Origin of the sequence: Proteus sp. fly-1067 (assembly GCF_040139345.1) — a bacterium.
Classification (GTDB): domain Bacteria; phylum Pseudomonadota; class Gammaproteobacteria; order Enterobacterales; family Enterobacteriaceae; genus Proteus; species Proteus vulgaris_B.
This window is the reverse complement of the sequence record NZ_JBEEUL010000005.1, coordinates 51342-66498: the sequence shown is the minus strand read 5'-3', so window position 1 is coordinate 66498 and position 15157 is coordinate 51342. Positions and strand designations below refer to the sequence as shown.

10 protein-coding genes are annotated in these 15157 nt (G+C 35.3%); 6 read left to right on the top strand and 4 right to left on the bottom strand.

Going from position 1 to position 15157, the window contains the following annotated elements:
* Window positions 1–23: 23 nt before the first annotated feature.
* Window positions 24–2225: an extracellular solute-binding protein gene (locus ABN217_RS09040; RefSeq protein ID WP_349459337.1), complete on the bottom strand. Its 2202-nt coding sequence runs from the start codon at window positions 2223–2225 to the stop codon at window positions 24–26.
* A 345-nt stretch (window positions 2226–2570) separates the two neighbouring features.
* Here ABN217_RS09040 and ABN217_RS09035 point away from each other — a divergent pair, with 345 nt between their 5' ends.
* Genes ABN217_RS09035 through ABN217_RS09025 form a run of 3 tightly spaced genes read left to right on the top strand, consistent with a single transcriptional unit; the run spans window position 2571 to window position 5406 of the window.
* Window positions 2571–3392, top strand: coding sequence for an MBL fold metallo-hydrolase (locus ABN217_RS09035; RefSeq protein WP_197269749.1), 822 nt, complete (start codon window positions 2571–2573; stop codon window positions 3390–3392).
* A gap of 13 nt (window positions 3393–3405) precedes the next feature.
* On the top strand, window positions 3406–4653 hold the full coding sequence (locus ABN217_RS09030) for an MFS transporter (RefSeq protein WP_072068918.1): 1248 nt from the start codon (window positions 3406–3408) through the stop codon (window positions 4651–4653).
* Between the two features lie 39 nt (window positions 4654–4692).
* On the top strand, window positions 4693–5406 hold the full coding sequence (locus tag ABN217_RS09025; RefSeq protein WP_349459336.1) for an MgtC/SapB family protein: 714 nt from the start codon (window positions 4693–4695) through the stop codon (window positions 5404–5406).
* A 98-nt stretch (window positions 5407–5504) separates the two neighbouring features.
* On the opposite strand, the gene ABN217_RS09020 is transcribed toward ABN217_RS09025, so the two are convergent.
* Window positions 5505–6827: a hypothetical protein gene (locus ABN217_RS09020; protein WP_349459334.1), complete on the bottom strand. Its 1323-nt coding sequence runs from the start codon at window positions 6825–6827 to the stop codon at window positions 5505–5507.
* Between the two features lie 230 nt (window positions 6828–7057).
* Here ABN217_RS09020 and ABN217_RS09015 point away from each other — a divergent pair, with 230 nt between their 5' ends.
* Both ABN217_RS09015 and ABN217_RS09010 read left to right on the top strand, forming a co-directional pair.
* Window positions 7058–7546: a hypothetical protein gene (locus tag ABN217_RS09015; protein ID WP_349459332.1), complete on the top strand. Its 489-nt coding sequence runs from the start codon at window positions 7058–7060 to the stop codon at window positions 7544–7546.
* 194 nt (window positions 7547–7740) lie between these two features.
* Complete coding sequence (locus ABN217_RS09010; protein WP_349459331.1) at window positions 7741–8694, top strand: DNA cytosine methyltransferase; 954 nt, start codon at window positions 7741–7743, stop codon at window positions 8692–8694.
* Window positions 8695–8819: 125 nt separating this feature from the next.
* On the opposite strand, the gene ABN217_RS09005 is transcribed toward ABN217_RS09010, so the two are convergent.
* Together ABN217_RS09005 and ABN217_RS09000 are read right to left on the bottom strand one after the other, a co-directional pair.
* Window positions 8820–10790 (bottom strand): acyltransferase family protein, encoded by a 1971-nt coding sequence (locus ABN217_RS09005; protein WP_349459330.1) that lies wholly within the window; start codon window positions 10788–10790, stop codon window positions 8820–8822.
* A 95-nt stretch (window positions 10791–10885) separates the two neighbouring features.
* On the bottom strand, window positions 10886–11602 hold the full coding sequence (locus ABN217_RS09000) for a hypothetical protein (RefSeq protein WP_349459329.1): 717 nt from the start codon (window positions 11600–11602) through the stop codon (window positions 10886–10888).
* Window positions 11603–12107: 505 nt separating this feature from the next.
* On the opposite strand from ABN217_RS09000, the gene fdnG reads away from it, so the two are divergent.
* Complete coding sequence (gene fdnG, locus ABN217_RS08995; RefSeq protein ID WP_340894345.1) at window positions 12108–15155, top strand: formate dehydrogenase-N subunit alpha; 3048 nt, start codon at window positions 12108–12110, stop codon at window positions 15153–15155.
* Window positions 15156–15157: the final 2 nt, after the last annotated feature.

Here is a 15157-nt window from a genome sequence, read left to right as displayed (position 1 = left end):
ATTCTTATTGAAGTTAATAAAATCTACCGCTCGCCTTGAGTATCTATCAACAAACGCTGGTTTATATATTCGATAGTCTCGTCTATCGTCATAATATTATTAACGACATTAGTAATGCCTTGCCCGATAATAATTTCGGCTTGGCGTAAATTAAATAACTTACCATTAGGCACCGAAGATTCTCGTATTCCCTTATTAATTTCTTGATAAGCCAATGTCATCCATGGATAACGATGGCTAATCTCTTGATTATGGCTGAAATTTTTATGATTACTGTTTCCACCTAATAAAATAAGGTGATCCATAACCATTGGGGAATAAAGCCAACGATAAAATTGCTCTGCATATTGTGATTTTTGGCTATAACGTGAAACCCCTAATACGCCACCGCCTAATTGTGGAATACTGCCGGGTACAGGTGCAAAACCTGTTTTAGGTAAAATATTGCTATGTGCAACATCGTTAAATAAATTCATATAAGCAATAAGCATAGCAAGATGCCCTTGCTCAAATTGTCTAACCGATTCACTCCACCATTTATTATGAATATTCTCAGTGATCGACAACTGTTTTAAATATTCTTCTAATATTTCACCTGCTAAAGGCATTTCTAATCTAGGAATATTATGACTTCCTATTAAACATCCACCTTTGGCGTAATAACGTAATAGATACTCTGTTGCAATTAACCCCGCGCTACCCAATGTTGTTGATGCCCCCATTGGGCAACTTAATTGCCCCTCTTCATGTTGCTCAGTAAAAAATTGCGTCACATTATCGTATTCTTCAAATGTTGTCGGTACAGTTAACTCATTACCTGTTTTTTCGTAGTACATTCTTTTTAGAATAGGATCTTCAAACAAGTCTTTTCGATAAAATAAGAGTTGTGCACTGGCATCAAAAGGCATGGCATAAGCAACATTATTCACTAAGCTAAATTTTTGCTGAGTAGGTAGTGAAAAATTATTTAATAAATCCGTTAATCCATTACCAATCTTATCTAATGGCTGTAATATTCTTTCCGCAAACCAAGGAAAACAGGCCATATCAATACGCAATAAATCATAATAGGGATGTAAATGTAACTGACTTAAAATTTGATACACTTCATCGTAAGGATGAATTGCTAAATTAACTTTAATCCCTGTTTGACGATAAAAATGAGGTAGTAGCTTTTTTAATGCACTGGTTGAAGGGCTAGGTAAAATTAATAAGTTAAGACTTATATCTGCTTTATCCTCACTGATAACCGCTGGCGTTAAAGTATAAAGATGATCACTTTGATTACGCACACAAGTTACATTATTCTCAATAATTTCCTCTTCATCTTGGATAAGTGCATCAATCACTTCTAACCCAAGTTGAGCGTAGTTCATTGGAAAGCAATATAACCCTTTTAATACAGGTGGAATATTATCACTCAATGCAAAAATAGGTGGGCAATCATTGTGGCTACCAAAATAACTCGCCTGCGTTAAATAACAAGCTTTTTCAATATCTTGCGCAATAAATAGGTCCGGAATTTGCTCCATAGAAAAGAAGTCGAACGCAATTTTATAGCTCTCTTCATCTGATGCACAAAGCACCACATTTTTCTTATTGGGTGCATACTCTAAAAGTCGATTTTGTAATTCATTGGCAAAGTTTTGATTATTTAAATAGTCGCTACTCCCCATAAAAATACCCACTAATTTACCTGTAGTTTTTGCAATCTGTTGGCAAATAGCTTCAACTGCTTGAGCAAAATCTAGCGTAAAAAATCGTTGAGTATTAAGTGGCTGGCGATAAACAAATGCAACTTGAGATGGGGGTAATTTTAACGTGTCAAAATAGATATTTGCATCTTTGAGACAACTTACAGTGATTACTTGTTTATAACCACCCGCGGCAATTTTCTGTAATGCCTCCAATTCTGTAGTTTCCAGATCATCCGTTAAGAAAAGATCGTAAGTAACCTCAGGAAAATGAGCAATAGATTGTCTTAAAGAATTAAAGAAAACAGCATATTTTTCAGAAACTAATTGAGGTAAAAGTATGGCTATTTTATGGCTTTTATTGGTTCTTAACAGTTGAGCCTGTGTATTTAACTGATAACCCATTTGTTTGGCAGCTTGATACACAGCTTCAATCTTCTCAACACTTACATTTCCACGTTTATTCAATACGTTAGAAACCGTTCCATGAGAAACACCTGCTAATTTTGCAATATCTTTAATCGTTGCCATTGACCTTTTTCCATCTCAATTTCTGCTTTCACTAGCATACCTGAATTATTTATCGCGACTACCGATAATTGATTTGAACGTTCCATTTTAAAATAGCTTATAAAACAATCTAATACTATTTATCACAAATAAATGATTATCAATATCAATTACAAATTATATTCATATTAATCAAATATATAGAAAATTTAATTTGAATAAGATCACTGATCTGATCTTCCTTTATTGGCAAATGGTCATCCTCATTTTATCATTGGAACGTTCAAATTAATCTACAGCTTATAGATAATCAACACCAGATAGTTAATAAAATCATAATAAAACAATAGGATAAGGGGATTTCTTATGAAACTTCATTTTTTAGGGACGGCGGCCTCCGAAGGTATACCCAATCCCTTCTGCCGCTGTGAACACTGCCTGAAAGCAAGAGAACTTGGTGGGAAAGATATCAGAACTCACTCTTCTGCCATTGTCGATGACATTATGCTAATCGACGTATCACCTACATTTAGTTACCAGTTAATGCGTGATGGAATGGATGCTACCAATTTTGAAAGCCTTCTATTCACTCACACTCATCCTGATCATTTCAATGTCGGCGATCTGTTTAGCCGAATGGAAGGTTATGGTTTTGAAATTAACCATCCCCTTCATATTTTTGGTAACGATCGTGCAATTAATGGCTGTATCGAAGTTTTACCCGGTTACAGCAAAGAGCGCTTTGCTTTTCACTGCTTAATTCCTTTTGTTACCGTAGAAAGAAACGGTTATAAAATTACGCCATTACTCGCTAATCATGCGAAATGGGAGCTTTGCTACGTTTATCATATTGAAAAAGATGGCAAAGTAATTTTTTATGGCCATGATTCTGGTTGGTTCCCTGAATTAACATGGAAATGGTTAGAGAACAAACCACTTGATATCGTTGTTTTTGAATGTACTTATGGACTCAATGGTAAAGATCGTACCGATAATCATATGAGTCTAGAAACCGTATTTGCTGCGAAAGAAAAACTGCAACAACAAGGTTGTTTACATCAAGAAACACAAATTGCCGTTTCGCATATTTCACATAGTGGCAAATTGCTTCACCTCGAATTAGAAGCTGTTTGTGCTCCTCACAATATCCGTGTTGCCTACGACGGATTAACGTTAGAAACAAATTAAGAGGAGAACGATGATGGATATGAAAATAACCTCTCGCTTACTGATTATGATGTTTGTGCAATATTTCATGCAAGGTGCGTGGAATATGACTATGGGACTGGTATTAAGCAGCTATGGTATGGCAAGCATTATTGGTAATGCCTACGCTTTATTAGGTGTCGCAACAATTATTTCCCCATTATTTATAGGTATGGTGGCAGACCGTTTCTTTGCTTCACAAAAAGTCATGGGCATCCTTCATTTAATTAATGCGGCTGTCATTATTTGTGTTCCTCAATTTATTGAGGCACAAAACAGTGGCATGACACTCTTCTTAATTTTCATTATTGGATTATTGTTTTATCCAACAACTGCGCTTTCAAATAGTATTAGTTTCTCCCATATTAATGGGGTGAAATATTTCCCTATTATTCGTGTATTCGGTACGTTTGGTTTTATGGCTATCGGATTTATATTAGGAGAAATGGGCTTCTCAGGTAGTACGATGACTTGGTATATCGCTTCTGCTGTGGGTGTTTTACTTGGTTTCTACTGCTTTACCTTACCTAATACGCCCCCTAAAGCAAAAGGTAAGCCATTCTCTGCTCGTGATATTTTATGTTTAGATGCGCTTTCATTATTTAAAGACCGCTATTTCGCTATCTTAATGTTTAGTATCTTTATTTTAATGATCCCAAAAACAGCTTACTCCGCTTATATTCCTGTTTTTATTAAAGCATTAGGTTTTAATAATGCGGCGTCTATTATGCAAATAGGTATAGCCTGTGAAGTTCTGTTTATGTTTGTATTGTCATTCTTCTTAATGAAGTTTGGCTTCAAAATTACATTACTTTTAGGTGCTGTTAGCTGGATCATTCGCTCAATATTCTTCTCTTATGCTGCGGTAAATACAGAGTTTTATTTTATCGTTATCGGATTAATGTTACAGGGATTATGTTGGGACTTCTTCTTTACTGCTGGTGATATCTATGTTGACCGCAAAGCCAAACCAGAAATTCGTGCTCAAGCACAAGGCCTACGCTTTATTGTCTCTAATGGTTTCGGCTTATTATTTGCTTCCACTATTTGTGGTCAAATCTTTAATTCAACCGTAACCGAAACGGGTGATGCTGCATTACCACAGTGGTCAACATTCTGGATATATCCAGCAATAGTCGCTGCCGTTGTAACCATATTCTTTATCTTCTTCTTTAAAGATGATGTAACAAAAAAGAAAAATAATGAAGATAAAAAAGTCCAGGAAGGCATTGCAACACCATAGTCTTAAAATAAAGGAATAAGCCAACGTTAGGAGCAAACCTTGGACGCATTAATTCAGTTTGTTGACGGCATTGGCCCTTTATCACTATCAAGTATCGCTAAATTACTGGCCGCCTTTATTTTGGGCGGCTTTATTGGCTTAGAGCGTGAATCAAAGGGAAAGCCTGTCGGTTTTAAAACTTGTGTCATTATTGCCGTTGCGAGTTGTTTATTAACTATTGTTTCTATTCAATCCGCAGAATATTACGCCAATATCTCCGACAACATTCGTAGTGATCCTATGAGATTAGCGGCACAAATTATCAGTGGTGTGGGTTTTCTTGGTGCTGGTGTTATATTGCATCGACGTGATGATGCAATTTCAGGCCTGACAACCGCCGCAATCGTATGGGCTTCTGCGGGTGTTGGTATTGCTTGTGGCTCAGGTTTTTATTGGCATGCCATGATTGTGACGGTTCTATTTTTTATGGCTATTCAACTTAGCCCACAAGTGGTGCTATTTCAGATGAAAAACCAACGTTTAGGTAAAATAAAGGTGCGTATGTTATTTACTCATGAAAATGGCGTACCTCTTTTAATTGAGTACTTAAAAAGCCATAAAGATGTAATTGAAAATTTAACAATCCGCGATATTAAAAAAGAGCGCGTTGAAGTAAATTTAAAATTATTAGTTAGACAAAAAATTACCTTACCGGAATTTTATTGTTCTTTAAAACAGCTTGAATATGTTCATTCTGTTTCTTTGGATCATTAATTTCTACTCACCCATAAAAAACACCTCAAAAGTGAATATCCTACTTTTGAGGTAAAATCTGATTTAAAGTATCCCTGCACATTCAGATGTGTTACTGATTACTCTTCAATTAAATCATCTCTAAATTTTGGTTTTTGCTTAATATCATCACAGTTTTCAATTTGTGTTTTTAGCCCTAATTTCCATTGCTCAAAAGCATAGGTATCAGCAAGATCAATTTTAAATTTAGTATCACTTACTTTTGTCACTTTAATTGAATCTACACCTAACTCATTTAACATATCCAATGTCAGCAATTCTCTAGCATCTAAACCAAAGACATCATGTAATATCCATTTCCCTAAAATAGATTGAGGATTCGTTTGTAATCCTTTTCCATTATCTTGTGTCACAATAGCTGTGATTATTCGATCATCTGGTAATTGCAACTCAAATCCTTTAGCTGCATTTCTTTCTTCTTTATCTAAGGCATTAAAACCAAAAAAATGAGGATAAATATGATGGATCCAGATAGGAATAGGAATATAAGCTTCAAAGTCTGGGCGAGGTTTATTTGAGCCTTTAATTTTCGGTGCTGCATTCCATGCATTAAAACCTGATTTTTCTTCTACTTTCATTGAAGAGTCTGAATAAATAGGTAGATAAATCGTTTTTTTCGGATCTTCTATTTTTTCTTTTAGAGGGGCTAATTTATTTACCGATGAATTAGCTACATATATATATGACAATAAATCAAAGGGATCTTTATATTGAGTAATAGGAATTTTAGTTACAATCGATTCTTTAGAAGCATCAAATTCTTGCAATAGAACACTTTTACTAACATAAAATTTATATTTTTTATTTTTATCCTTAAAATTAAAAATACCTTTACTTTCATTGACTGATATTATTTTAATTGAATTTAAATCAATTAAATCATAATTGCATTCAACAATATTCATCACATTACTGTCTCTTGTAATATTATGATATATAGTATGTGTTGTGTTATAGGTACGTTGGTCAAGCTCAATTCGTTTGTTTCGAAGTAAAGCTACTTTTTTAACAACTTCAAGTGCAGTCCCTTTATCAATTAAAGGCCTAATTTCTGTAGGTGCCACTTTATTAAATTCTGCAACTTTTTGAAAAGTTTTATCTCTTGAGTGTATCCATGTTTTTAAACCAACACCAATTCGGTTTTTTCCCATCTTAGCGATAGCATCAAATGCAGAATCTTTACGTGTTAGATCTTCTACATCAAACACTCGGGCAAAAAGTTGTTCATGGTTTCGATAATATAGATAAGGTTTATCTGCACTACTTCCTGCTTCTGTATCTTTAAAAAGCCCCGATAATGCACCAAAAATCTCTAAAAACTTGATGTATTCATCCCTTCTATCTTGAGGAAATGAAGACCATAAATCTACATTTTTTGCCATATTCCACTAAGACCTTTTAGAAATTTATCATAAAAAACAAATCAATCTATCATATAAACAACACAATATATTAATACTATCTCACAAAAATAGTTAATAAGTATTAAATCATAATATTAAAATAAATATGGGTATTAATATAAAAACAATTAAATAAAAAACCTTGAATAAAACAAGAAGAATATTAATATAAAAATCTAATTTTAAAATAATATACTAAGGAAAAAAAGATGAGTTTTATTTATTTACCTCTTTATTCTGATTTCTATGGTACAGTAAAAGAAAAATCAGGACTTAATACATGGAATGCTGCTTCTAAAAACCCTCCAGACAATGATCCTAGACCTGAAAATGAAGTTTATATACCTATTCCTAAATGGGTTCATGAACATTTTCCTTATTTCTTTGGTTTTAATGCATTAGATCCTAATCAACAAGATGCATCTATCAATAATTTTTATCTACATTCTCCTATTGGAAGATGGAACGCAATTATCACTCAACAAAATAGTAAAGCTCTTCAAACAAATCCTCAATCTAATCTAGGCCATTGGCTTTTACGTGATATTCTCAGATTAGACTATGGCACAGTATTAACGATGAACACACTAAATGAAAAACGTATTGATTCAGTAAAGATAACTAAAATAGATAATTCTAATTTTAGAATTGAAATTGCGCCATTTAATGCATTTAGAAATTGGAAAAACACCCTATAGTTAATAACTATACCCTAGAAAAACGCTAGGGTTTTCATAGTTAGTTCTTAATATGTTTTTCATTTTTTTACTTCTTTTGTAGGCAATTATCTAAATAATTCAATACTATTGCTCCAAACCATCAACAGTTGCTGCTTTTTACTTAAGAGTTCTGTAGAATACCCCTTCGAGTTTAGCGAGTTGGGATGTTATTTATGAAGTGTGCATCATTTTTTGCAGGTGTCGGTGGTATTGATATAGGCTTTGAAAAAGCAGGTTTTGATACAGTTTATGCTAATGAGCTGGACAAATTTGCAGTTACAACCTTAAAAGAAAACTTCGATTTTATCATTGACCATCGAGACATCAGAGATGTAAAAACAAATGAGATCCCTGATTTTGATATCATGTTGGGTGGTTTTCCATGCCAAGCATTTTCAGTGGCTGGTTACCGTCAAGGCTTTGATGATGAAAAAGGCCGAGGTAATTTATTCTTTGAGTTAGAACGGATCTTCGCAGAGAGACAGCCACCAGTTATCTTCCTTGAAAACGTTAAAAACTTAGTGTCTCATGATAAAGGCAACACCTTTAAAGTGATTTTAGACTCACTTCATAAATACGGTTATCACGTTTCTCATCAAGTATTAAACGCTGCCGAATATGGTAATATTCCACAAAATCGAGAACGTATTTATATTGTATGTTTTAAAGATGAGCAAGCACATAAACGCTTTGTTTTTCCAGAGAAAATACCATTAACTAAGCGTATTTCAGATTTATTAGAAAATGAAGATACAATAGATGCACGTTATTTTTATACTTCCAAAACACCGTTCTTTGACCAACTAGTTGAAGATGTTGTTGATGCTGAAACGCTCTATCAATGGCGTAGGAAGTATGTAAGGGCCAATAAGAATAATCTTTGCCCTACATTAACAGCCAATATGGGGACTGGTGGCCATAACGTTCCCTTACTCAACGTTCAAAAGAAATCAAACACCATCAGAAAGCTCACACCAAGAGAGTGCTTCAATTTTCAAGGTTATCCTGCTAACTATAAATTACCCAAAGATATGAGTAATGCTAATTTATATAAACAAGCTGGGAATAGTGTTGTTGTACCAGTAATTGAAAGAATTGCACAACAAATAAAGCTAGCCTTACGATAGATTTAAAAATTAAATCCCAAACCTAAATTTTTTCAAATTTATTATAATCAGTATTGATTAATATCCGATAAAATAAACAATTCTATCGGATATTATTTTTAACTAATCTATATTTATTACTTTTTCTATTTTAGCGGATTACCAAAACGTTCTAGATACATCATGCCAAATAGTGTTGAAGCATAATCTGTAATATGCCCTACATCACGATAAACTGGCACACCTTCTATATCGGTTAGACAGACATTTTTATCGCACTGCACATCTTTGGGATCGATGATAATTAAGGCTGGATAGTCTTTTTTTAATTTAACAAATAACTGATCCATCCATGTATTTCCCTCGCCTTTATAGTTTTTAGGGTTACAGTTATTATCTGCAAAGTCTTTCCTTAATTTTGCATTTTCATAAAAACAGGTCATAAAACCACTTGGCATAGAATTGACTGTTTTAATAAAAACAGGTTTAGCACCTGTGGTAATAATAATATCAAGTGCTTCACGCATCGCTTTCTCAACGCGTTTGCGAGACTCTTCAACTGTTCTTACATCACCTATCTTATTAATGACATGATTTGACGCGTAATTATTCCAAACCTGCCCAAATATTACATAATCAAAGTGGTTATTCTTTATAAGTTGATAATATTTCGCCGTCTGATCGTAACAACGTTGATAAACTGTATTTTTATGATTAGACCAGTCATAAAGATAAATATTAGGAAGTGTAATACACGATGAAGTTGCTTGTGCATATACGTCTATCTTGGCATCTTTACCTAATATATCCATAAAGCCCCAGTAGTGATTTGCATGAGAATCACCCAATAAAAAGGCTTTTTTCTGACTCCCTATATCACCAATATGGCACATTTTATCGGGATCTGAGGCTTCAAAATTCATACATTTAGCCCGATTTTGATAATCAAACTGATTGAGTTTTGCCTCTAAATTAACGTAATTTTGCCCAAGTCTAACACCAAAGCCTTGATATTTTTCATTCAACGCATTTAATCCTAACGCCAATAAAATAGGTACAATCAGTAAAAACGCGAAAGAATATTTAAACTCAAGACGCTTTCTTCTAAACGGTTTTTCAATAAGAAGATAAGAAAAAATAGAGAGTAATAATGTTAAAGCTAAAAGTAACCCTTTTTGTATCTCGGTATTAAATACGCCAATATAACGCGCAATAGCGAACAAAGGCCAATGCCATAAATACAATGAGTAAGATAATAATCCAACGATCACGATCGGCTTTAATGAAAGTATTTTTTTAATAATATTTCCATGCTGTCCGGTATAAATTATTAATGCAGCACCAAGACAAACATATAATGTATTAAAATTAGGATAGCCCGCAATTACCCCTTTTTGAAATGCGATCCAAAAGATCACGCCTAAAGCAATAAGACTAATAGCATCACTGACGCTTTGATGAAGCTTCACTTTTGTCGGTAAATAAGCGACACAAACACCCAACATAAACTCAAAAATACGTGTACTAAAAAAGTAATAATTTTTAGGCTGATCTTTTTGATAAAAAAACACTAAAGAAAAAGAAATTATTGTAATAAATACAACAGGATAAAAGTTATTTATTTTTTCTTTATGATTGATTTTATGCAGAAAATAAAGTGCAAAAGGCAAAAACAGATACCATTGCCACTCTATCGCTAAAGACCATGTATGCAATAACGGCAAAAATAACGCATCTTGCGCCGCATAACTGGTTGTTGCTCTTGCAAAATATTTATTAGAAACCAACGCAGAGGCATATTTTTCACTATTCGTGATATCGAGATAATCACTAGGAAGATAGAAAAAACCTGAAATAACTAAAACTGCAATTAATACAAAAAGATAGAGAGGTTGTAATCGCCATAATCGGCGAATATAAAAATCACGGAATGAAAAATTGCCTTGTGATAATGCATTTTTAATAATTGATGAAATCAAAAAACCAGAGATCACAAAAAAGATATCGACACCAATAAATCCTGATGGTATTAAGCGATTATCAAAATGAAAAAAGATAACCAGAATAACGGCTACGGCTCTTAAACCATCAATGTCAGCTCGATATTTTACATTCATAATTCAAACACATAATCCAAATAAAAAGAATCGCTGGATTATATACTAATTCGCCATATCACTTTAGTCACAAAAAGATGAATGACTCTTTAATATTAATAACAGCGAAATGGCCATAATTGATTAAACTCCATCGTTAAACCCATCTGTACTTCAGTTGAAAGTGAGCCTTTACTCACCACAAATTTGGGATGTCGAATCATAATAGGGGTATTAATCGCATAATGTATTAATGATGATCGGTTTTGCTCTAACTCATCATAAAGCTTCTTCATTTCTGCTGATGATGTATTCTTATTTAACCTCCCAAGAGTAATATGAATAATATCTTTATAAAGTTCACTCTCAATGGGGATCTGCTGATAAACCTGCTGCCTAAAGCGTGTTAATTCTTCGGAGATACCCGTTAATATCAAGCTGCCATTGGATGTTAGGGTAACGTTATTAAATATAATTTTGAGACTTTTTATTTGATTAAAGATTTTTGTGACCTCATGACACCACGATAATAATACGGGTCGTTGCAGTTTAAACTGCTCATTTTGTTGATTAAAAATCGTCAATAATGTGGAATGAAATTCTTGTGGCTGAGCAAATTCAATAAATGGAAATTTAAGTGCAAACGGTTCGCAATAAGCTGTTAGTTGCTGGCTAAAAGGAATAAAACTCTCTTCAATTTCTGGCTTATCAATCAATAACTGCCCTGCATTTAAACTAATATCAATGACACTCTCATCATTACGTTGCTTTAGCCACTCTTCGCCCGTTGCGAGTTTTTCAAGGGTTGATTGTGTCAGAAATGCGTAAGCCATAAAGTACCTTTTATATTCCAGTAAAATCGTTATGTTACGCGCTGAATATAAAGCTTACTACCCAATTGAATCACTAAAAGTCGATTCAGTATTTCAAGTGAGATTAATAATTTAAAAATAAAGTAAAAGAATAGAAAATATTTTATTTAGAGAGTAAAGCCATAGATTGAAATAGCAGATTAACCAATATTATTAGCGTCATGTTTTTTATCAAAAACACCACTCAGATAAATTATATATAAAAAGAACAAAGATTATAAATTCTCGATAATGTCATCTTAATTTGTTATTTTTTATACGATTATTTATCCATATTGTTACTATGGATTTATTTTTTTTACTCGTTATAATTTCCTTCGTCATTTTAAGTAGTAGTTCATCACATTGAGTTCACAAACGATACTCAGGTCTGTCTTGAATGATTGAAAAATGAAATCTTATCTTTATTGGACGTTTTTTAAACGCCCGATAGGGATGTTATTTATCAATTTACAAGGAGACACTGATGCAAATCAGTCGGAGATCGTTTTTTAAGATCTGTGCTGGCGGTATGGCAGGCACATCTGCAGCATTACTAGGCTTAGCACCTGAAGTATCTATTGCGAACGCTCGCCAATATAAATTATTACGTTCAGTTGAAACTCGTAATAACTGCACTTATTGCTCGGTGGGTTGCGGTATTTTGATGTATAGCCTTGGGGATGGCGCAAAAAATGTTGATAAAAGTATTTATCACATTGAAGGCGACCCTGATCATCCTGTTAGCCGTGGCTCTCTATGCCCGAAAGGCGCTGGGCTTGTTGATTATATCCACAGTGAAAATCGCCTGAAATATCCTGAATATCGTAGACCCGGCTCTGATAAATGGGAGCGTATTTCATGGAATGAAGCGATTGATAAAATCGCCCGTTTAATGAAAAAAGATCGTGATGAAAACTTTGTTATCCATAATGAAAAGGGGCAAGAAGTTAATCGTTGGCTTACAACCGGTATGCTCTGCTCTTCTGCGGCAAGTAATGAAACAGGGATTTTAGATAATAAATTTTCTCGTTCATTAGGCATGATTGCTATCGATTGTCAGGCAAGACTTTGTCATGCGCCAACCGTTGCAGCATTAGCACCAACTTTTGGTCGTGGTGCAATGACCAATAACTGGGTTGATATTAAAAACGCTAACGTTGTGCTGATCATGGGGGGTAACCCTGCTGAAGCGCACCCTGTCGGTTTTAAATGGGTTATCGAAGCTAAAATTAAAAATAATGCGAAAGTTATCGTTGTCGACCCCCGTTTTAACCGTAGTGCTGCTGTCGCTGATCTCTACTCTCCTATTCGTGCTGGCTCTGATACCGCCTTTTTATTAGGTGTCATTAATTACCTAATCGAACACGATAAAATTCAGCATGAATATGTGAAAGCCTATACTAATGCGCCTTTAATTGTGCGAGAAGATTACAGCTTTGATGAAGGTCTTTTCAGTGGCTTTGATAAAGAAAATCAAAGCTATGATAAAACCTCATGGCACTATGAACTTGATGAGAATGGCTTAGCATTAAAAGATAATTCACTGCAACATCCTCGTTGTGTGTGGAATCTTTTAAAACAGCACGTTTCACGTTATACCCCTGACATTGTCACCACACTTTGTGGTACACCTTTAGACGATTTCACCTATATCTGTGAAGCCCTTGCCTCTACTAGTGTAAAAGACCGAACCTCAACTATTTTGTATGCCCTAGGTTGGACACATCATACCGGTGGCGCTCAAACTATCCGTGCAGCAGGTATGATCCAGTTATTATTAGGCAACGTGGGTATGCCGGGTGGCGGTGTAAATGCGTTACGTGGGCACTCTAATATTCAAGGTTATAGCGATCTGGGTTTATTATCATTAAACCTACCGGGTTATATGCCTCTGCCGAATGAAAAACAGACCTCATTAGAGACTTACTTATCCCAAGTGACACCAAAAACTGTGGTTGCAGACCAAGTTAACTACTGGAAAAGAACCCCTGATTTCTTTATTAGTTTGCTAAAAAGCTTCTGGGGTGAACACGCAACAGCAGAAAATGAGTGGGGATATCATTGGTTACCCAAATGGGATAAAAGCTACGACATCATGGCGCAAACCCAATTGATGATCGATGGGAAAATGAATGGCTATATCGTTCAAGGTTTTAACCCATTAGCTGCCTTTGCAGATAAAAATAAATGTAGCGCCGCATTAGCCAAATTGAAATATATGGTCGTTATCGATCCGTTAGTAACAGAATCTTCTAACTTCTGGCAAAACCACGGAGAAATGAACGATGTTACCCCAACGGATATTCAAACAGAGATATTTCGTCTACCGTCATCTTGCTTTGCTGAAGAAAACGGCTCAATTGCTAACTCAGGTCGCTGGCTACAATGGCACTGGGCGGGCGCTAAACCACCAGCGCAAGCATGGCATGATGGTAAAATTCTAGGTCATTTATTAATGCGTCTGCGGGAGCTTTATCGTGAAGAAGGCGGTGTTTGCCCAGAACCTGTAATGAATCTCTCTTGGAACTACGTTGACCCTTACGATCCTCAGCCTGAAGAAGTGGCGAAAGAAGCTAATGGTCAAGCGATGCAAGATATCTACGACGATACAGGCAAATTGTTGTTTAAAAAAGGACAACAACTTGACGGTTTCCACCAGCTAAAATCAGACGGTTCAACCGCCAGTTTCTGTTGGGTCTATTCCGGTTGCTGGACTGAAAAAGGTAACCAAATGGCGAACCGCGATAACGCCGATCCTTCAGGATTAGGCTGTACACCAGGTTGGGCATTTGCATGGCCTCAAAACCGCCGTGTGTTATATAACCGCGCATCCGTTGATCCACAAGGTCAACCGTGGGATGAAAAACGCCAATTAATCAAATGGAATGGCAATCAATGGGTTGGTCCTGATGTACCAGACTATAGCAACGCAGCACCTAATAGCGGTGTAGGTCCTTTTATTATGCAACCCGAAGGTATGGGACGCTTATTTGCGGTTGATAAAATGGCTGATGGTCCATTCCCTGAATTCTACGAGCCGTTTGAATCACCAACAGAAGAGAATATTCTGCACCCAAACGTCTCTCGTAACCCGGTTGCGCGTTTATACAGCTACGATGCCGAACATTTAGGTAAAGCCGATGAATTCCCTTATGTCGCCACAACCTATTCAATTACTGAATTATTCCGACACTGGACTAAACACTCAGTAATTAATGCCATTGCACAACCGGATCAATTTATTGAAATTGGAGAGCAACTTGCGTCACGTAAAGGCATTGTTCAAGGTGATGAAGTTAAAGTCAGCGCTAAACGTGGCTATATCAAAGCCAAAGCTGTGGTGACTAAGCGAATTAGACCTCTAACGATAAATGGTAAGGTTGTCGATACCATCGGTATTCCTTGTCACTGGGGCTTTGAGGGTGCGACTCGCAAAGGTTTCCTTGCCAATACATTAACGCCATCAGTGGGTGATGCAAATTCATTCACACCTGAATATAAAGCGTTTTTAGTCAATATCGAAAAGGCATAAGG

What these genes read in the sequence shown, in the direction of transcription:
- ABN217_RS09005 (WP_349459330.1), bottom strand. Translation starts at nt 10,790, where the DNA reads ATGAATGTAAAATATCGAGCTGACATTGATGGTTTAAGAGCCGTAGCC.
- ABN217_RS09010 (WP_349459331.1), top strand. Translation starts at nt 7,741, where the DNA reads ATGAAGTGTGCATCATTTTTTGCAGGTGTCGGTGGTATTGATATAGGC.
- ABN217_RS09030 (WP_072068918.1), top strand. Translation starts at nt 3,406, where the DNA reads ATGGATATGAAAATAACCTCTCGCTTACTGATTATGATGTTTGTGCAA.
- ABN217_RS09035 (WP_197269749.1), top strand. Translation starts at nt 2,571, where the DNA reads ATGAAACTTCATTTTTTAGGGACGGCGGCCTCCGAAGGTATACCCAAT.
- ABN217_RS09040 (WP_349459337.1), bottom strand. Translation starts at nt 2,225, where the DNA reads ATGGCAACGATTAAAGATATTGCAAAATTAGCAGGTGTTTCTCATGGA.
- fdnG (WP_340894345.1), top strand. Translation starts at nt 12,108, where the DNA reads ATGCAAATCAGTCGGAGATCGTTTTTTAAGATCTGTGCTGGCGGTATG.
- ABN217_RS09015 (WP_349459332.1), top strand. Translation starts at nt 7,058, where the DNA reads ATGAGTTTTATTTATTTACCTCTTTATTCTGATTTCTATGGTACAGTA.
- ABN217_RS09020 (WP_349459334.1), bottom strand. Translation starts at nt 6,827, where the DNA reads ATGGCAAAAAATGTAGATTTATGGTCTTCATTTCCTCAAGATAGAAGG.
- ABN217_RS09000 (WP_349459329.1), bottom strand. Translation starts at nt 11,602, where the DNA reads ATGGCTTACGCATTTCTGACACAATCAACCCTTGAAAAACTCGCAACG.